The sequence below is a fragment of the Shewanella sp. 4_MG-2023 genome (genome assembly GCF_030548015.1).
In the GTDB taxonomy this organism is placed as follows: Bacteria; Pseudomonadota; Gammaproteobacteria; order Enterobacterales; family Shewanellaceae; genus Shewanella.
Window position 1 is genome coordinate 1 of record NZ_JAUORL010000016.1, and the last position, 16,381, is coordinate 16,381.

Annotated in this window: 17 protein-coding genes; 6 read left to right on the forward strand and 11 right to left on the reverse strand. The window is 43.2% G+C overall.

Translation table 11 applies throughout. The features are described 5' to 3' along the window. Window positions 1-168: 168 nt before the first annotated feature. The 6 genes from hemF to Q4546_RS10535 form a co-directional block, all read right to left on the reverse strand. Entirely contained in the window at window positions 169-1,089 is a 921-nt protein-coding gene (gene hemF, locus Q4546_RS10510) for an oxygen-dependent coproporphyrinogen oxidase (RefSeq protein ID WP_102475877.1), read from the reverse strand. A gap of 39 nt (window positions 1,090-1,128) precedes the next feature. Next, window positions 1,129-1,695: an L-threonylcarbamoyladenylate synthase gene (locus tag Q4546_RS10515; protein WP_102436458.1), complete on the reverse strand. Its 567-nt coding sequence runs from the start codon at window positions 1,693-1,695 to the stop codon at window positions 1,129-1,131. Window positions 1,696-1,788: 93 nt separating this feature from the next. Further along, a complete protein-coding gene (locus tag Q4546_RS10520) occupies window positions 1,789-2,352 on the reverse strand; it encodes a type I DNA topoisomerase (RefSeq protein WP_102436456.1) in 564 nt (187 codons plus the stop codon). Window positions 2,353-2,484: 132 nt separating this feature from the next. Further along, window positions 2,485-2,958 (reverse strand): DUF494 family protein, encoded by a 474-nt coding sequence (locus tag Q4546_RS10525; RefSeq protein WP_076541718.1) that lies wholly within the window; start codon window positions 2,956-2,958, stop codon window positions 2,485-2,487. 2 nt (window positions 2,959-2,960) lie between these two features. Continuing rightward, a complete protein-coding gene (gene dprA, locus Q4546_RS10530; protein WP_102436454.1) occupies window positions 2,961-3,974 on the reverse strand; it encodes a DNA-processing protein DprA in 1,014 nt (337 codons plus the stop codon). 83 nt (window positions 3,975-4,057) lie between these two features. Then, window positions 4,058-5,161, reverse strand: coding sequence for a LysM peptidoglycan-binding domain-containing protein (locus Q4546_RS10535; protein ID WP_198589321.1), 1,104 nt, complete (start codon window positions 5,159-5,161; stop codon window positions 4,058-4,060). Between the two features lie 135 nt (window positions 5,162-5,296). Between Q4546_RS10535 and def the strand changes: the two genes are divergently transcribed. The 5 genes from def to Q4546_RS10560 are packed head-to-tail and all read left to right on the forward strand — an operon-like array spanning window position 5,297 to window position 10,991. Next, entirely contained in the window at window positions 5,297-5,809 is a 513-nt protein-coding gene (def, locus tag Q4546_RS10540) for a peptide deformylase (protein ID WP_303446246.1), read from the forward strand. Window positions 5,810-5,817: 8 nt separating this feature from the next. Next, entirely contained in the window at window positions 5,818-6,807 is a 990-nt protein-coding gene (fmt, locus tag Q4546_RS10545) for a methionyl-tRNA formyltransferase (RefSeq protein WP_102475875.1), read from the forward strand. Next, the gene (rsmB, locus tag Q4546_RS10550; RefSeq protein WP_102475874.1) at window positions 6,807-8,090 is read left to right on the forward strand and encodes a 16S rRNA (cytosine(967)-C(5))-methyltransferase RsmB; all 1,284 of its coding nucleotides are present in this window, start codon (window positions 6,807-6,809) and stop codon (window positions 8,088-8,090) included. Before fmt ends, rsmB begins: the two co-directional genes overlap by 1 nt. 29 nt (window positions 8,091-8,119) lie before the next feature. After that, window positions 8,120-9,529: a Trk system potassium transporter TrkA gene (gene trkA / locus Q4546_RS10555; protein ID WP_076541730.1), complete on the forward strand. Its 1,410-nt coding sequence runs from the start codon at window positions 8,120-8,122 to the stop codon at window positions 9,527-9,529. Window positions 9,530-9,548: 19 nt separating this feature from the next. Beyond that, the gene (locus tag Q4546_RS10560; RefSeq protein WP_303446247.1) at window positions 9,549-10,991 is read left to right on the forward strand and encodes a TrkH family potassium uptake protein; all 1,443 of its coding nucleotides are present in this window, start codon (window positions 9,549-9,551) and stop codon (window positions 10,989-10,991) included. A gap of 48 nt (window positions 10,992-11,039) precedes the next feature. Here Q4546_RS10560 and hemG (Q4546_RS10565) read toward each other — a convergent pair whose 3' ends face one another. Beyond that, complete coding sequence (gene hemG / locus Q4546_RS10565) at window positions 11,040-11,594, reverse strand: menaquinone-dependent protoporphyrinogen IX dehydrogenase (protein ID WP_102436444.1); 555 nt, start codon at window positions 11,592-11,594, stop codon at window positions 11,040-11,042. Between the two features lie 172 nt (window positions 11,595-11,766). Between hemG (Q4546_RS10565) and Q4546_RS10570 the strand changes: the two genes are divergently transcribed. Then, window positions 11,767-12,075, forward strand: coding sequence for a metalloregulator ArsR/SmtB family transcription factor (locus Q4546_RS10570; RefSeq protein WP_076541734.1), 309 nt, complete (start codon window positions 11,767-11,769; stop codon window positions 12,073-12,075). 6 nt (window positions 12,076-12,081) lie between these two features. On the opposite strand, the gene hemG (Q4546_RS10575) is transcribed toward Q4546_RS10570, so the two are convergent. The 4 genes from hemG (Q4546_RS10575) to pepQ form a co-directional block, all read right to left on the reverse strand. Further along, window positions 12,082-12,618 carry a menaquinone-dependent protoporphyrinogen IX dehydrogenase gene (hemG, locus tag Q4546_RS10575; protein WP_303446248.1) on the reverse strand — a complete coding sequence of 179 codons (537 nt, stop codon included), beginning with the start codon at window positions 12,616-12,618 and terminating at the stop codon, window positions 12,082-12,084. Window positions 12,619-12,690: 72 nt separating this feature from the next. After that, window positions 12,691-14,148, reverse strand: a complete 1,458-nt coding sequence (locus Q4546_RS10580; RefSeq protein ID WP_102436440.1) for a TrkH family potassium uptake protein — start codon at window positions 14,146-14,148, stop codon at window positions 12,691-12,693. 183 nt (window positions 14,149-14,331) lie between these two features. Further along, entirely contained in the window at window positions 14,332-14,946 is a 615-nt protein-coding gene (locus Q4546_RS10585; protein ID WP_102436438.1) for a YigZ family protein, read from the reverse strand. Further along, window positions 14,939-16,261: a Xaa-Pro dipeptidase gene (gene pepQ / locus Q4546_RS10590; protein WP_303446249.1), complete on the reverse strand. Its 1,323-nt coding sequence runs from the start codon at window positions 16,259-16,261 to the stop codon at window positions 14,939-14,941. The genes Q4546_RS10585 and pepQ overlap by 8 nt, the downstream gene beginning before the upstream one ends. Window positions 16,262-16,381 lie beyond the last annotated feature (120 nt).

Here is a 16,381-nt window from a genome sequence, read left to right on the forward strand (position 1 = left end):
TTCAACCAATCTTGTGGTTTAAGGTAGCGCTCGTATAGCTCCGCCTCTTGGGAGCCTTCTTCTGGGGTAAAGCCATATTCCCAGCGAACTAATGATGAAGCATAGACATTAGAATCGATTCCGCACCGCCACCAACCTGTCGACTAAATTATACCGACTCATTTAAAGCTAGCTTTCCAGCTTCAACCAATCTTGTGGTTTAAGGTAGCGCTCGTATAGCTCCGCCTCTTGGGAGCCTTCTTCTGGGGTAAAGCCATACTCCCAGCGAACCAAGGGCGGCATAGACATCAAAATAGACTCAGTGCGACCACCGGTTTGTAAGCCAAATAAAGTGCCACGGTCATAAACCAAATTAAACTCAACATAACGGCCTCGACGGTACAGTTGGAACTGGCGCTCATCATCGTTATATTCAAGATCTTTATTACGCTCAACAATCGGCGAATAAGCCGTTAAGAAACCATTACCCACGGCTTGCATAAACTCAAAACTCTTATCAAAACCAGGCTCATTGAGATCATCAAAGAATAATCCACCGACCCCACGGGTTTCATTACGATGAGGCAAAAAGAAGTATTCATCACACCACTTTTTATATTTGGGATAAACCTCATCACCAAATGGGGCGCAAATATCGGCCGAGGTTTGATGCCATGAAACCACATCTTCTTCAAATGGATAGTAAGGAGTTAAATCAAACCCGCCACCAAACCACCATACGGGATCAGCGCCATCTTTATGGGCAATAAAAAAGCGCACATTCGCATGAGTTGTAGGAATAAAAGGATTTTTAGGATGGATAACCAATGACACGCCCATAGCTTCAAAGCTACGTCCAGCTAGCTCTGGACGATGCGCGGTGGCTGATGCCGGCATTGCTGCGCCCATCACATGGGAGAAGTTAACACCAGCTTGTTCAAATACATGGCCTGCGGTCATCACCTTACTGGTGCCACCACCACCTTCGGCGCGCTCCCACGATTCCGCTTGAAAGCTGGCCTTTCCATCTAACGCTTCTAAACCAGCACAGATATTGGCTTGTAGGGATAACAGGTACTGCTTTACGACTGCGGCATCAGGCATTGCCATATCAAATTCCTTATTGTTTATTCGATTATTTTTATTAAATTACTGTCCGTTACGTAATATTTTGCCGCTACGAGCATCGATAATGGTTGAAGGCTGGCGCTGAGCACCAAGATCACCAGTTATCACAGCCGCAACAGTAGTGGAAAAAGTATCTTGAATTTCTGCTATGGTCAGTGCGGGCGCATGACCGGCTAAATTAGCACTAGTTGAAACAATGGCTTTATTAGTGGCGTCACATAATGCTTTTACCACTGGATGAGCCGAAACTCGCACCGCAATGGAATCAAACTCGCCACATAATAATTGGCTAACCTCTGACTTAATTGGCATCACAAAGGTAAAAGGCCCTGGCCACTTACTAAAGGCAAAGGCAAGTTGTGCCTCTGTGAGTTGTGATTCATCAATATAGGGCTGCAGTTGTTTATAGTCGCTGGCAACTAGGATAACGCCCTTTTGCCAAGGACGTTGTTTGATTTCAAGTAACTTTTGAATAGCTGATAGGTTATCAGGATCGCAGCCAAGGCCATAAACGGCTTCAGTGGGATAAGCAAACACCTCTCCTTGCTCAAACACTTCAGTAACATCTGTTGGATGCAACAATTGCATGAAATACCCTTTAATCTTATAAATTATCGATAAATTATACAGATAATAAGGATATGAACAAATACTGATATAAGGCGAATAGAGTCAAAAAAGTTATATTGGACGCTTATATTTACATGATTTCTGCGGGCATTCTAAACGGCTTCCAGCTGCGCCCTTACGCTCAACTAAAATACCAAAATTACATTCAGGGCAAGATTCATTATGGGGCGGAAAATTCACTAAGTACTTACATTTAGGGTAAGTATTACAGGCAAAAAAGGTTTTACCAAAGCGACTGGTACGAGATTCTAAATGGCCTTTTTTACAATGGGGGCAGTTGATAACCTCTGCATTTTCATCGTGATCGTGTTTTTCAATGTGAGTACATTCAGGATAGTGAGTACAGCCAATAAAAATACCAAAACGGCCAGACTTAACTGCCAGCTCATTGCCACACTCTGGGCATTCAGAGCCTTCTATCACTTGAGTTTCAATGGACTCATGTTGAACTAGAGGCCGCGTAAAGTCACAAGTAGGATAATTATTACAGCCTATGAATCCACCATGTTTACTATTTTTAACTGACAACTCACAGCCACACTTTGGGCAGAGTTCAAACTCTTTCTCCAAAGCATGCTCGTGCACAGTAAACAATTGCTGATCGATTTTAGACATTTTACTCTCAATATTACATAAAGGTGTCACCCTATTCAGGTTACACAGGGATGACAAAATAGCCAAGCTGACGATCAAAAAAGGAGGCCTAGCCTCCTTATTTAGTTAACTCATGACAATAGGTTTAAAGACTTAAGAATGTAACCGCCCATCAGGCTGTTCAAAAATAAGATCTTCCATTTGCTCATAAGCAGACTCGTTGCCTGGTACATTAAATAACACCATCAACACCACCCACTTTAAATCTTCCAAGATTAGGGTGGTTTCATCTAGCGCCATCACCCGTTCGATGACCATTTCACGGGTTTCAACACTGAGCACTTGGATTTGTTCAAGAAACAATAAAAACCCACGGCACTCAACATCCAATTTATCCATTTCATCTTTGGTATAAATACGGAATGACTGCTGGGCATGATTGCACAAGTAAGGTTTATCACCTTCTTGTAAATCAGCCAATCTTTCTAGCCAAGACAGGGCTTTCAAAATATCTGCTTGATGAAAACCTGCTCGGGTTAACTCTTTGGTAAGCTCATCTTCGTCAACTAATAGCTCTACTTCGCTATGAACATAGTTTTCAAAAAGGTACATGAGGATATCAAACATGGTTATCTCCTCTCTAATCTGACGTAACCACCAGGCACTTGTGCCACCTGGCCCTGTAATTCAAGTTCAAGCATTTCAACTAACACCAGATCTATCGACTTTCCACTATGCTCGACTACTGCATCTAAACTAGTAGCCTCATAACCTACACTAGCTAACAGCGCAGAAAATGGCAAATTTGTTGTATTATCTGCTATATGGTGACGATTAGCGACATTTTCAAGGTGAAACTGCGTCAATGCGGACAATTCTTCAACAACATCTGTTGCACATTCTACCAATTTAGCGCCATTTTTTAACAAGTCATGGCAACCTTGGTTATAGCCACCGAGCACCGAGCCGGGCACTGCAAACACTTCTCGATTTTGCTCCATCGCCAAGCGCGCACTGATCAACGAGCCACTTTTGCGCGTTGCCTCCACAACAATCGTGCCCAGTGATAAACCACTAATAATGCGATTTCGCCGAGGAAAGTTACCTGCATAGGGGCCAACCTGCGGCCAAAACTCACTCAGTACACAACCTTGATGCTGGATTTGGTGATACAAATTGCTATGGCGTTTAGGGTAAATACATTCAACACCAGTACCTAATACCGCAAGGGTTACGCCATTACTGTCTACTGCTCCTTTATGGGCTGCACCATCAATCCCAGCCGCCATACCGCTGGTTATTGAAAAGCCCATCTGAACCATCTCTGTGGCTAACGCCTTTGCCATATTCAAACCACCAACGGATGCATTGCGACTCCCCACCATGCCAATTGAAGGTCGTAGCAAGGCTTCGAGTTGGCCTTTAATAAATAACACTCCGGGAGGATCTGATATTTGTTGCAGTAATGCGGGATAGTCAGGGTCTGACAAAGTAACAATGTGATGTTGCGGGGATAGATTAAGCCACTCAATGGCCAAATCAACTTTATCAAAATCAATTTGGCATTGAGACAGCAGCTTTGCCGATAATGGCAAAGACTGCTTTTCAAACTCTAAACGTTGCCGTAATTCCTCAACATCCATTTGAGTTAATAATTGTTGAATCCGGGCGGGTCCTAGCCCGGATACTGCACAAACAACTAGCCAGTCGACCAGTTTATTATCGATTACTCGCCTTTTAACTCAGTCGTCTTAGGGGTGACTAACTTATCGTCAACTCGCACAGGACGTTCATTGGCAATAATAATCGCCATACTGGTCTTTTCGAAAACTTTAAACACCATTAACTTGCCATGGAAAATATCAGGCATGGTAATAGCATTATCGTCAGATATTTTGGCTTTTAAGTTGTCGTAAGCACTACGATCAATGGTTGATACCGGCATGCCGTCACTATTGATGACAATGGTTTCACCATTGCGATAAATACCAAACACATGACCGGTGTCGATACCATCAACAGCCCCTTTATCAAGATAAACGATATCTAGCTTGCCAACTTCACGAATATCTTTCTCAATGGCTAACACGTTAGCAGGCACAGACTCTGGCGCCGCTTTAGGAATAAAGTAAGCTGACATCAGCGCTTCATCTTCTACCGGTGCAACTTTAAAACCGGCTTTCGATTCGCGTAAGTTACTCAGTAATTGCACTTTTGAAATGTCGCCAGATTCAATCACTCGACCACTGGCAGTCAAAATAATTTCTTGCCCTAGTAACTCGCTATTTTCTTTATCAAAAAACTCTCTACCTTCTTGGTATACCGCCAGCTTTTCACCAACAGGTAAATTGGCATTAATATAAACCACATCTCCTACTGTATGATGACGAGATGGACTTTCACCAGCAAGGATCATTGGCAAGCCATCAAGCCATTCTGGGTCTACGATTCGGTTTTGCACCAAATAAGGCTGGATCAGTGATAAATCAATAGCAGGGATTGGACCACCTTTGTCGCTAATGCGCCCTTCAGGGCCTTTTTTGATATGCTGCTTTAATACTAACCGTGGTTGTCCATCGATAAACACTAAGGTGAGTCGATCGCCAGGATAAATTAAATGCGGGTTCGCAATCTGTGGATTTGCGCCCCATAATTTAGGCCAACGCCAAGGATCGTCTAAGAAAAAGGCTGATATATCCCACAGCGTATCGCCTTTTTTAACGATATATGAATCGGGGTGACCAGACTTTAATGTTAATTTATCAGCCAAAACCAAGGTTGAGGCTATGGTACTTAGTGTCAAAAACGCGAGTAAAAATATCCGTTTCATGGTTCATTCCATGTGTTTAGCTCTTTATTAGAGCTTTTGCTGTTATTGATAGTCAGTAAGGATTAAAATTAACCCATTAACCAAGCCAGTATAGCTAACTGGCTGAAATTTGACAGACTTGTTAAGAGTTTATATATGCCATTATTAAAAGTTTTACGTTTTCCAGATGAAAGATTACGCACAGTTGCTAAGCCTGTCACCGATTTTGGTGAGGTTTTGCAAACCCAAATAGATAACATGCTTGAAACAATGTACGAGGAAAAAGGCATTGGACTTGCGGCTACTCAGGTAGATTTCCATCAACAATTAATTGTGATGGACCTGCAGGATGAAGTTGAGCGTCCGGCCATTTTCATTAATCCTGAGATTGTCAGCAAAAGCGGCGAGTTCACTAATGAAGAAGGCTGTCTTTCGGTTCCGGGCATTTACGCTAAAGTTGATCGTGCTGAATTTGTTACCTTAAAAGCCCAAGATCGTCACGGTAAAGAGTTTACGGTTGAAGCGGATGAGCTATTTGCCATCTGTCTACAGCACGAAATGGATCATTTAAAAGGCAAGTTGTTCGTCGATTACTTGTCAAAAATGAAACGTGACCGTATCAAGACTAAACTTGAGAAAGAAGCCCGTTTAGAAGCAAAAGAAGCATAGGACTCCATTTGAAACCGTTAAATATTATCTTTGCTGGCACGCCAGACTTTGCCGCTTTACATTTGCAGGCACTTATTAATTCCGACCACAATGTGATTGCGGTGTATTCGCAGCCAGATAGACCTGCGGGCCGTGGCAAAAAACTGCAAGCAAGCCCGGTAAAGCAGCTTGCTGTTGCCAACGATATCCCTGTATATCAGCCGCCATCATTACGCAAAGAGGATGCCCAAGCAGAGCTTGCTGCCTTAAACGCTGACATTATGGTCGTCGTTGCATACGGATTAATCCTGCCAAAGATAGTATTAGATACGCCAAAACTGGGTTGTATTAATGTACACGGTTCTATATTGCCTCGCTGGCGTGGCGCCGCGCCAATCCAGCGCGCGCTTTGGGCTGGTGACAGCGAAACTGGCGTCACGATTATGCAAATGGATATCGGTTTAGATACTGGTGACATGTTACTTAAAACGTCGCTTAAAATTGAAGACACCGACACTTCTGCAACCTTGTATAGCAAATTAGCCGAACAAGGACCGCCAGCGTTAATAGAAGCGCTTGAAGGTTTAAGCAAAGGCACCCTCGTTGCTGAACAACAAGATGAATCTTTAGCTAACTATGCTGAAAAGTTATCTAAAGAAGAAGCTCAAATAGATTGGACTAAGCCTGCGAAACAATTATGGCAAGAAATTCGCGCCTTTAACCCTTGGCCAGCTAGTCATTTTAGCCACCAAGGCAATACCATCAAGGTATGGCAAGCGAGTTACAATAATGCTGTTGATAGTAATGGCACTAATGCCACACCTGGTACCGTACTAGACAGCAATAAGCAAGGTGTCACCGTCGCTACAGGCGAAGGCTCTTTGCAGCTACAAGTCATGCAATTACCGGGTAAAAAGCAAATGCCTGTCGCAGATATTCTTAACTCACGCGCAGACTGGTTTGCCCCAGGGGTAAACTTTAACCCAGTCGCGAAAGAAGACAATGAGGCACAGCCATAATGAATGTTAGAGCGCTCGCAGCCAAAGCCATTTTCAATGTACTTGAGAAAGGCATTTCACTATCGGTGGCCTTGCCAGATCAACAACAACATCTCGAAAATGGTAAAGACAAAGCCCTATTAGCAGAACTTTGTTATGGCGTAATGCGTCAACTGCCACAACTGGATAAATGTGTCAGTGACTGCTTAAGCAAACCCTTTAAAGGTAAGCAGCGTATATTGCACCAATTATTATTGGTGGGTTGTTATCAGCTTTACTTCACTCGAATTCCTGCTCATGCGGCCATTTCAGAAACCGCTGAAGCCTGCCGCCAAATGAAATTTGATGGTTTAGTTAAAGTGGTTAATGGTGTTCTTCGTAATATTCAACGTAAAGAAGCACCACTAAATACTGACAACGACACCCTGAAATACAATACTCCTGCTTGGTTTATTAAACGCCTAAAATCGGCCTACCCAGATCAATGGCAACAAGTTATTGAGCAAAGCCATCAACGCCCACCAATGTGGCTGCGCAACAATCAGCTATCACAAACCCGTGAGCAATACTTAGCGCTACTTGCTGAACAAGAAGTAGAAGCCAGTGCCGGTGCGAGTGATGATGCGATTTTACTTGCTAGTCCAACAGATGTAATGCGATTACCCGGTTTTGCTGAAGGCTCAGCCTCAGTACAAGATGGGGCCGCGCAGTGGGCAGCAACGCTATTAGCACCAGAAACTAATGAACTGGTTCTTGATGCCTGTGCTGCACCCGGCGGAAAAACCTGCCATCTAATAGAAACTGCGCCAAACATTAGTCTAGTCGCGGTAGATTTTGATGACAAACGCTTAGAGCGTGTGCAACAAAATCTGGACAGATTACAATTAAAAGCGCAAGTTATTCATGGTGATGCAGCCAATATTGATACTTGGTGGCAAGGTGAAAAGTTTGACCGGATCTTATTAGATGCCCCTTGCTCTGCAACCGGTGTCATTCGTCGCCACCCTGACATTAAGTGGCTACGTAAAAACAGTGATATTGATGAACTGGCTTTACTGCAACAACAAATCATTGATCATTGCTGGAAATGGCTGAAACCCGGCGGCACCATGCTTTATGCCACTTGCTCAATTTTGCCAGAAGAAAACAGCCAGCAAATAGAGCAATTTTTACAAAGAACAAGCGATGCGACATTAGTACCAATCGCCCAACAATCATCTGCTGATGATATTGGTTGGCAATTGCTACCAGGCCAAAACAATTGTGATGGCTTTTACTACGCACGTTTAGTTAAAGCGCTTTAAGCTCGTTTAGTAGGGATACCCGCACAGCAATGAAAATTATTATTTTGGGCGCAGGCCAAGTTGGCGGCACACTGGCTGAAAACCTCGTCGGTGAAAATAACGACATCACCTTAGTGGATAATAACCGCGCCAGAGTTAAATACTTACAAGATAAATTCGATTTGCAAACCGTCATCGGCCATGGTGCTCACCCGAGCACCTTAAAAAGGGCCGGCGCAGAAGATGCCGATATGCTAATTGCAGTCACCAATAGTGATGAATGCAATATGGCTGCATGCCATATTGCATACAGCTTATTTGGCACCCCAACCAAAATAGCCCGGATCCGCTCAGAAGCTTACCTTGAGCAGCGCGACAAATTGTTCATCAATACCGAAGTTAAAAACAGTGACACCAAATTACGTGGTGGCTTTGTTATTGATGAATTGATTGCCCCAGAGCAACTTGTTACCGCCTATATTGAACGTTTAGTGCAATACCCTGGCGCACTGCAAGTACTCGAGTTTGCTAAAGGCAAATTAAGCCTAGTGGCCATTAAGGCTTATTATGGTGGGCCATTAGTGGGTAACGCGCTGGCAACGCTGCGTGAACATATGCCGAATATTGATACCCGGGTCGCGGCTATTTTCCGTAAAGGCAAAGCGATTATGCCCCGCGGTACCACCATTATCGAAGCCGATGATGAAGTGTTTTTCGTTGCCGACACCCGCCATGTGCGAGCGGTGATGAGTGAAATGCAAAAGCTGGATAATTCTTACCGTAATATCATGATCGCCGGTGGTGGTAATATTGGTTATGGCCTTGCAAAAAGATTACAAAAAAAGCACTCAGTCAAACTCATTGAACACAGTTTAGAGCGCGCAGAAAGCCTGTCAGAAAGGTTAGAAAACTGCACAGTATTTAACGGTGATGCATCGGATCAAGAGTTACTGCAAGAAGAGCACATTGACCAAACAGATGTGTTTATAGCTGTCACCAATGATGACGAAGCTAACATTATGTCGGCGCTATTAGCTAAGCGAATGGGCGCCAAAAAAGTCATGGTGCTTATTCAACGTGAAGCCTATGTGGATATTGTCCAAGAAGCCAATATCGATATTGCAATTTCGCCGCAGCAAACCACCATTTCAGCCTTACTGACCCATATCCGCCAAGGCGATATTTGTAATGTTTACTCATTACGTCGCGGCGCAGCTGAAGCTATCGAAGCCATTGCCCATGGCAGTTCTTCCACCTCAAAAGTGGTCGGCAAGCAAATCAGCGACATAAAATTACCCCCAGGAACGACCATTGGCGCTATCGTTAGAAATGATGAAGTGATTATGGGTCATGATAAAACCGTCATTGAAGAAGGAGATCATGTGATTCTATTTTTAGTAAATAAAAAGTTCATTGGCGATGTAGAAAAGCTGTTCCAACCGAGCGCGTTTTTCTTCTAGCGTCACCATTAATGGCACTATGCTGAATTTAAAACCGCTACTGTTTGTCATTGGCGCTTTTTTATCTATTCTCACTGGCTTCATGCTGGTGCCAATGGCTTTTGCGCTGTTTTATCATGAAGAAACTATCGGCGCATTTATGATGTCCGGTTTGTTTAGCGGCCTCGTTGCGATTTTATGTATTCAAGCAGGCCGCAACAGCGACGTTAACCTTAATATCCGCGATATGTTTTTTCTCACCAGCATGACTTGGCTGGTAGTCAGTTTATTTGCCGCCTTACCTTTCACCCTTTACCACGGTATTAACTATACCGACGCCTTTTTCGAAACCATGTCCGGCATCACCACCACAGGCTCAACTGTGCTGTCAGGCTTAGACGACATGGACCACAGCATTTTAATTTGGCGATCCCTATTACAATGGCTTGGTGGGATCGGTTTTATTGTCATGGCGGTAGCCATTCTGCCTTTTCTCAATGTCGGTGGTATGCGCCTGTTTCGCACCGAGTCGTCAGACTGGAGCGACAAAACCACTCCACGGACCCAACACATGGCCAAATACCTTTTTGAGGTCTATGTTGTGCTTACCGTGTTATGTGCCTTGGCCTACCACTTGTCGGGGATGCATTGGTTTGAAGCCATTAATCATGCCATGACCACACTGTCTACTGGCGGCTATTCAACGTCTGATAGCTCAATGTCAGCTTTTACTCCAGCAGCCCATTGGGTCGCAATTGTGTTTATGGCTGCAGGAGGCTTGCCGCTGCTGATGTTTGTACAAAGCATTCAGCAAAAAACCTTAAAGATATGGAATGACGAACAAGTTAAAGGCTTTATAAAATTTATCATCTTGGTGTCGGTAACCCTTGGCTTTTGGCTTTGGTTCAAATCAGATATAGCACTGCTCGACGCCATGCGCCTATCTGGGTTTAACGTCATCTCAGTGGTTACAACGACTGGCTATGGCTTAACCGATTATCAGGCATGGGGCGCTTTTGCCAGTATCAGTTTTTTATTTCTGATGTTTGCTGGTAGCTGCTCCGGCTCGACCTCTGGTGGGATTAAAATATTTCGCTTTCAGATTTCACTTAAAGTCATGCTCCAGCAATTAACTCAACAAGTCCATCCTCAAGCTGTAGTCAGTAAGCGCTATAATCATCGCGTCATTGATAATGATATTATTCGCTCAATTATGGCCTTTATCATGCTGTTTTTGATTGTGATTATATTACTTGCGGTGACCTTGGTGCTCACAGGCTTAGATCCTGTAACCAGTATTTCAGGCGCCATTACTGCGGTAACTAATGTCGGCCCAGGTCTTGGGCCTGTTATTGGGCCTGCGGGTAATTTTGCCAGCTTACCGGATACCGCTAAATGGGCGCTGGCTTTTGGAATGTTATTGGGGCGATTAGAAATCATTACCGTGGCGGTACTGTTCGCCCCCAAATTTTGGAAGTACTAATTAGACGCACTAGCTTGAAGTACTAACGTAACAAGCTAACTCAAAGAGCTAGCTCGCGACCGCTGTAACCCCAAGGCTGACTACATGATCGGCATACACTTTCACATCTTCCCAATCAGTGTAATCAATCACGCTCTTAGGATCAGTCGGGCCGTCAGTCATTTTCATAATTAAGCGAATCGCCAAGCTGTCATACCAAGTCCACGATGGGTAATTCACTTTACCTGCAATGATTTTGACATCTTGTGGCTGCCAAGGTGAAAGCTCAATAAACTTTTGTAGGTATTTATTATTTTCTGGAATGCGTTTTTCAGGCTTACGTGCCACAACGTTGACACAGAAAAAGCTATTGGGCTTGCTGCTCAGCTGTTGTTGGTAACGATTAACAAATTCAAATACCGACTTATGATAAGAACCATATAAAACACAAGCCCCTAACGCAATAACATCATAGCTTGCCCAATCAATGTCAGCATGGTTATTATCAAGAATATTGACCACATCACACTGATGACCGTTATGGACAATCTGCTCTGCAATTGCACGACTAATTTGTGCAGTATGCCCACCTCTTGAATAATAAATAACTAAAGTTTTTGCCATTTCAACACCGATTGTTGCTTGAATAAGCAGCCATTGTTACAAAAAAGGCTATTATAATCGTGCTCTTTGATCACAAATTAGAAACGTCTCATATAATTAGATGATAAAATTGAGATCTAAGTTCGCCAGCAGTATGATGAATCTGAGTATTAAATCAGTAATAGGTAAATAAATGTCTAAAAATATTGATGTAGAGTCGATGCTAGGTAATGCCGAGATGGCAGCCAAATGGCTAAAAGCGATTGCTAATCCTTATCGATTGATGATTTTGTGTTTACTGCTGGAAAAAGAACGCAGTGTCACTGAATTAAATGAAACGGTGCCATTAAGCCAATCAGCATTATCTCAACACCTTGCAGTCATTCGAGCCCAAGATTTAGTCAATACTCGTAAAAGCTCACAGAACGTGTATTACACCCTAAAAAATGCTGAAGTGACTGAAGTTATCTCAATTTTGCATCGTTTATATTGCGCAGCTTAATAAGCCTTAACGACTATTAAGCTGAATAAAGTCATTGGCAAACTCATCGACTTTATTCCAATCGGTAAACTCATAAGTACCTGTGATATCTGTTGGCCCTTTGGTCATCCACATGATAAAGCGGATCATCACTCTATCCATGGTGCGATACTTCGGGTAATCTATCTTCCCTGCAAACACGCCTAATAAGTTAGGCTGCCATTGAGATAATTGCAGAAACTTTTGCATATACGGATTGGTTTCAGGGGTATTTTTAAGGGGCTTTCGAGCAACAACATTTACCGTAAAAAATGCGCTTCTCATTGAGGACAAGCTGCTCAGGTTTGCCTGTATGAACTCATAAAGCTCAGGTCGATGTTTGCCATAACGAATGCTGGCGCCTATGAGTACCTTGTCAAAGTCCGTGAGTGGTAACGACTTTGCTTCAACAAGAGAAACCAAAGTCACCTGTTCGCCAGCCTCTTCTAGCATCAACTTAAGCTTGTTACAAATAGACAAAGTTTGTCCATCGACTGTCGAATATATCATGATGCTTTTAAGCATATCTCTTCCTTTTAATCGACGATTTCCTCAACAGTAATAAGCGCTAAATACCCATTGAAAATAGCTAGCTCATTAGTTTTTCCAAAAAGTCGGCGTAAATAACACTAACAAGGTAAACACCTCTAAACGGCCAAATAGCATGGCCAGTACCAACACCCATTTAGCCCCATCAGTCACGCTGGCATAGTTACTGGCCACCTCTCCTAAGCCTGGGCCTAGATTATTAATACTGGCAGCTGTTGCACTAAAGGCGGTAATGGCGTCCATTTCCATTGCCATTAATAGCACCATACAAATGACAAACACTAAGGCATACGCAGAGAAAAATCCCCATACCGCATCAATGACACGATCAGGCAAAGCAGACTTACCAATTCGAATCGAATACATGGCCTTAGGGTGTATTAAACGCTTCATTTCACGAGAGCCTTGTAGCAACAAGAGCACAAAGCGGATCACTTTCATGCCGCCCCCGGTAGAGCCAGCACAACCACCAATAAAACTAGAAAAGATTAATAATATAGGCAAAAACAATGGCCAAGAGTTAAAACTTTCGGTGCCAAAACCAGCCGTAGTGGATATCGACACCACCTGGAAAAAAGCATAATCTAAGGTCTGCTCTGGCGAATCATATATGCCAGCATTATATAAAGTCGCGAAACAAATAGCGGTTAATACCAATTGAATACCAATTAAGGCTTTAAATTCAGCATCACGAAAATAGACTTTAAAATTAATCCCCCGCCAACTGAACGCGGCGAAATGCAGGCTAAAGTTAACAGCCGCAATCAGTAAAAACACCGCACAAATAACATTGATCAGCGGGCTATTAAAATAGCCAATACTGGCATCATGAGTTGAGAAACCACCAATAGCAATGGTCGAGAATGAATGACAAATAGCATCAAAGGCGCTCATGCCAGCAAAATAAAATGCTGTCGCACAAGCCACAGTTAATAATAAGTAGATATACCAAAGCGCCTTGGCGGTCTCGGCAATTCGCGGTTTCATCTTACTGTCTTTTACCGGCCCGGGTATTTCAGCTTTATAGAGCTGCATACCACCAATACCTAACAGCGGCAAAATGGCTACCGCGAGCACAATGATCCCCATGCCACCCATCCACTGCAGCAGATGTCGATAAAACAATATCGCTTTGGGTAAATCATCGAGGCCGACAATCACGGTGGCCCCTGTGGTAGTCAACGCTGAAAAGGATTCAAAGAAGCTGTCTGTCCAACTTAAGTCGGGCTCGGTAGAAAAGATAAATGGTAGTGCCCCGATGGAGCCCAGTACCGTCCAAAACATCACCACAATCAAAAAGCCTTCGCGGGTGCGCAAATCGCCTTTTTGAGCCCGGTTTGGATACCAAAGTAAAAAACCTAAAAATAAACTGACGCAAAACGCCTGTATAAATGCAGTACCGCCGCCATCTTTATAAAAAATGGCGACTAATGCAGGTGGCAGCATAGTGATAGAAAATAATCCCATCAGCAGGCCAGTGATTCTAATAATTGTTTTATATTGCACTGTGTTTATATCGCATAGGTTTTATTTTGCACTAATTTGAGAGCATCGTTGTTAATGCCGCCCAAGACTCGGGCGCGCTAATAAGCCATAACACCTCAGCTAATCACATCTTTAAAGATCAGCGATTAACAATTGAGCTTATTATCGTTATGACTTTGTATTTTGGCATACTTTTTACACTCATCAAACGTTAAACTTTGCCTTAAGCTGACCTTGGGTTTGGGTGGCCAGCTCACGATTAAAGTCATCATGAAATGCTTTGGCAATTTCAAATTCAATTTCGATAACATCAGTAAAGACTTTATTGCTGATAACACCATCAAATTGATTAACCAAATATTCAATTTGATTAAGTTGCGGGTAACTGCAACTCAGCTTAGTACTATAGCGAATATATTTAGTTTTGGTCTCAAGTTCGGTTAAACCAGACTTGATCCCCGATGAGTAAGCCCGCACTAAGCCACCCACGCCTAACTTAGTGCCGCCAAAGTAGCGCACTACAATAGCGCCAATCTCACCAATATTTGAACCTTGTAACGTTGCTAACATCGGCCGACCAGCACTGCCTGCAGGCTCGCCATCGTCGCTGCTGCCAATGGCAATACTATTTTGCGGATCGGACGCCACAAAAGCATAGCAATAATGGTTAGCGCCCGGGTATTCCAGCCTCATATTAGTAAGCGCACACTTCAACTCTAATTCACTACTACAGTGAAACAGCACAGTGATAAATCGACTGTGCTTGATATCTTCTTCGATGGTGAGTGTTTGATTGGGTATTTGGTATTGTTCAGTCAATGAGACCTAGCTCTCGGGTCATGTTTTCGTTTCTATCTTGGTGCACAATAACATTATCTTCAATTCGAATGCCGCCAAAAGGTCTTAATTCGTCGACTTTATCCCAATTTATTTGCGATTGTCGCCGATCGGCTTTTAGTCCTGCCAGTAATGAGTCGATAATATATATCCCCGGTTCAATAGTAAAAACTTGGTTAGCGGCGATTTCACGGGTGCAACGTAAAAATGGATGCCCAGCTGGTGTCGGAATATGGGTGCCTGCTTCATCACCTAAAAAGCCGCCCATATCGTGTACTTGTAACCCCAGCATGTGGCCTAAACCATGGGGGCAGAAAACACTGGTAATCCCCTGCTCGACCAAGCCTTGAGCATCACCTGTTGCCAAATTAAAGTCCAACATCAAATTAGCCAGTTTTGCATGAAAACGTAAGTGTAAATCAGGGTATTTAACCCCAGGCTTCATCATATCGACTAGTGACAACTGCAACTTGTTCATCTCCACAATCAACTCGTAGAAACTATTTTTCTCAAAAGAGTAAGTACGGGTAATGTCAGATGCATAACCATTATAGTTAGCGCCCGCATCGATTAAGAATGATAACCGTGGTGACGGGATTTGATGCTCTAATACGGTGTAATGCAATATCGCCGCATTTTGGTTAAGGGCAACAATATTGCCATAGGGTACTTCGTTTTCAGTTTGGCCAATGGCGGATAAATACTGCTGCTGAATTTCAAACTCGCTGCCACCATTATAAAAAGCATTCTTAGCCGCTAAGTGGCCTTTTATTGCAGTTTGGTTAGCGCGGCGCAAACATTCCAGTTCGTACTGGGTTTTATCGGCGCGGTGATAATGCAGGTAATTCATTACCGCATCAGGATTACAGCAACTGATGCCGAGCACTTCAGCCACATCAATATGCTCACCAATATATGCCCAGTGCGATAAATCAGCCGGTAATAATTGCGCCACTTGGTCTGCTTTAGTCAGCAATTTAATCTCAAAATGTTCAGCCCAAAAATCATTGGGCTCATCACTGACTTTATGCCAAAAATCCACCGGGCGATAAAATATCAGCTGCGGTTTATCAACTCCGTTAGCGACAACCCAACAATTGGGGTTATCAAGCACAGGTAACCAGGCTTTAAACTGTGGATTAACTTTAAATGGGTAACTTAAATCATCAAGAAACTGGCGATGAGCCTGGCCTGAATGAATAACTACCCCATCAAGCTGTTCACTTTGTGTTATTTCGGCAACACGGCGATTTAGTTCTGCAATGTGTGCATGATAAAAATGAGCAAGCTGATCCATTATTTCAGTCCCTGTAATGATTTTTTGTTATGAAAGAACTTGTGAAGTGTATCACAAAGGGCAAAATTGACTCTAGCTGCCAATTATTTAAACGGACGTTTAAATTGGGTGTTGTATTTT

Bases quoted from the DNA above. Each gene is read 5' to 3' on its own strand.
- hemF (WP_102475877.1), bottom strand. From the start codon at position 1,089: ATGGCAATGCCTGATGCCGCAGTCGTAAAGCAGTACCTGTTATCCCTA.
- Q4546_RS10515 (WP_102436458.1), bottom strand. From the start codon at position 1,695: ATGCAATTGTTGCATCCAACAGATGTTACTGAAGTGTTTGAGCAAGGA.
- Q4546_RS10520 (WP_102436456.1), bottom strand. From the start codon at position 2,352: ATGTCTAAAATCGATCAGCAATTGTTTACTGTGCACGAGCATGCTTTG.
- Q4546_RS10525 (WP_076541718.1), bottom strand. From the start codon at position 2,958: ATGTTTGATATCCTCATGTACCTTTTTGAAAACTATGTTCATAGCGAA.
- dprA (WP_102436454.1), bottom strand. From the start codon at position 3,974: ATGGATGTTGAGGAATTACGGCAACGTTTAGAGTTTGAAAAGCAGTCT.
- Q4546_RS10535 (WP_198589321.1), bottom strand. From the start codon at position 5,161: ATGAAACGGATATTTTTACTCGCGTTTTTGACACTAAGTACCATAGCC.
- def (WP_303446246.1), top strand. From the start codon at position 5,297: ATGCCATTATTAAAAGTTTTACGTTTTCCAGATGAAAGATTACGCACA.
- rsmB (WP_102475874.1), top strand. From the start codon at position 6,807: ATGAATGTTAGAGCGCTCGCAGCCAAAGCCATTTTCAATGTACTTGAG.
- trkA (WP_076541730.1), top strand. From the start codon at position 8,120: ATGAAAATTATTATTTTGGGCGCAGGCCAAGTTGGCGGCACACTGGCT.
- Q4546_RS10560 (WP_303446247.1), top strand. From the start codon at position 9,549: ATGCTGAATTTAAAACCGCTACTGTTTGTCATTGGCGCTTTTTTATCT.
- hemG (WP_102436444.1), bottom strand. From the start codon at position 11,594: ATGGCAAAAACTTTAGTTATTTATTATTCAAGAGGTGGGCATACTGCA.
- Q4546_RS10570 (WP_076541734.1), top strand. From the start codon at position 11,767: ATGTCTAAAAATATTGATGTAGAGTCGATGCTAGGTAATGCCGAGATG.
- hemG (WP_303446248.1), bottom strand. From the start codon at position 12,618: ATGCTTAAAAGCATCATGATATATTCGACAGTCGATGGACAAACTTTG.
- pepQ (WP_303446249.1), bottom strand. From the start codon at position 16,261: ATGGATCAGCTTGCTCATTTTTATCATGCACACATTGCAGAACTAAAT.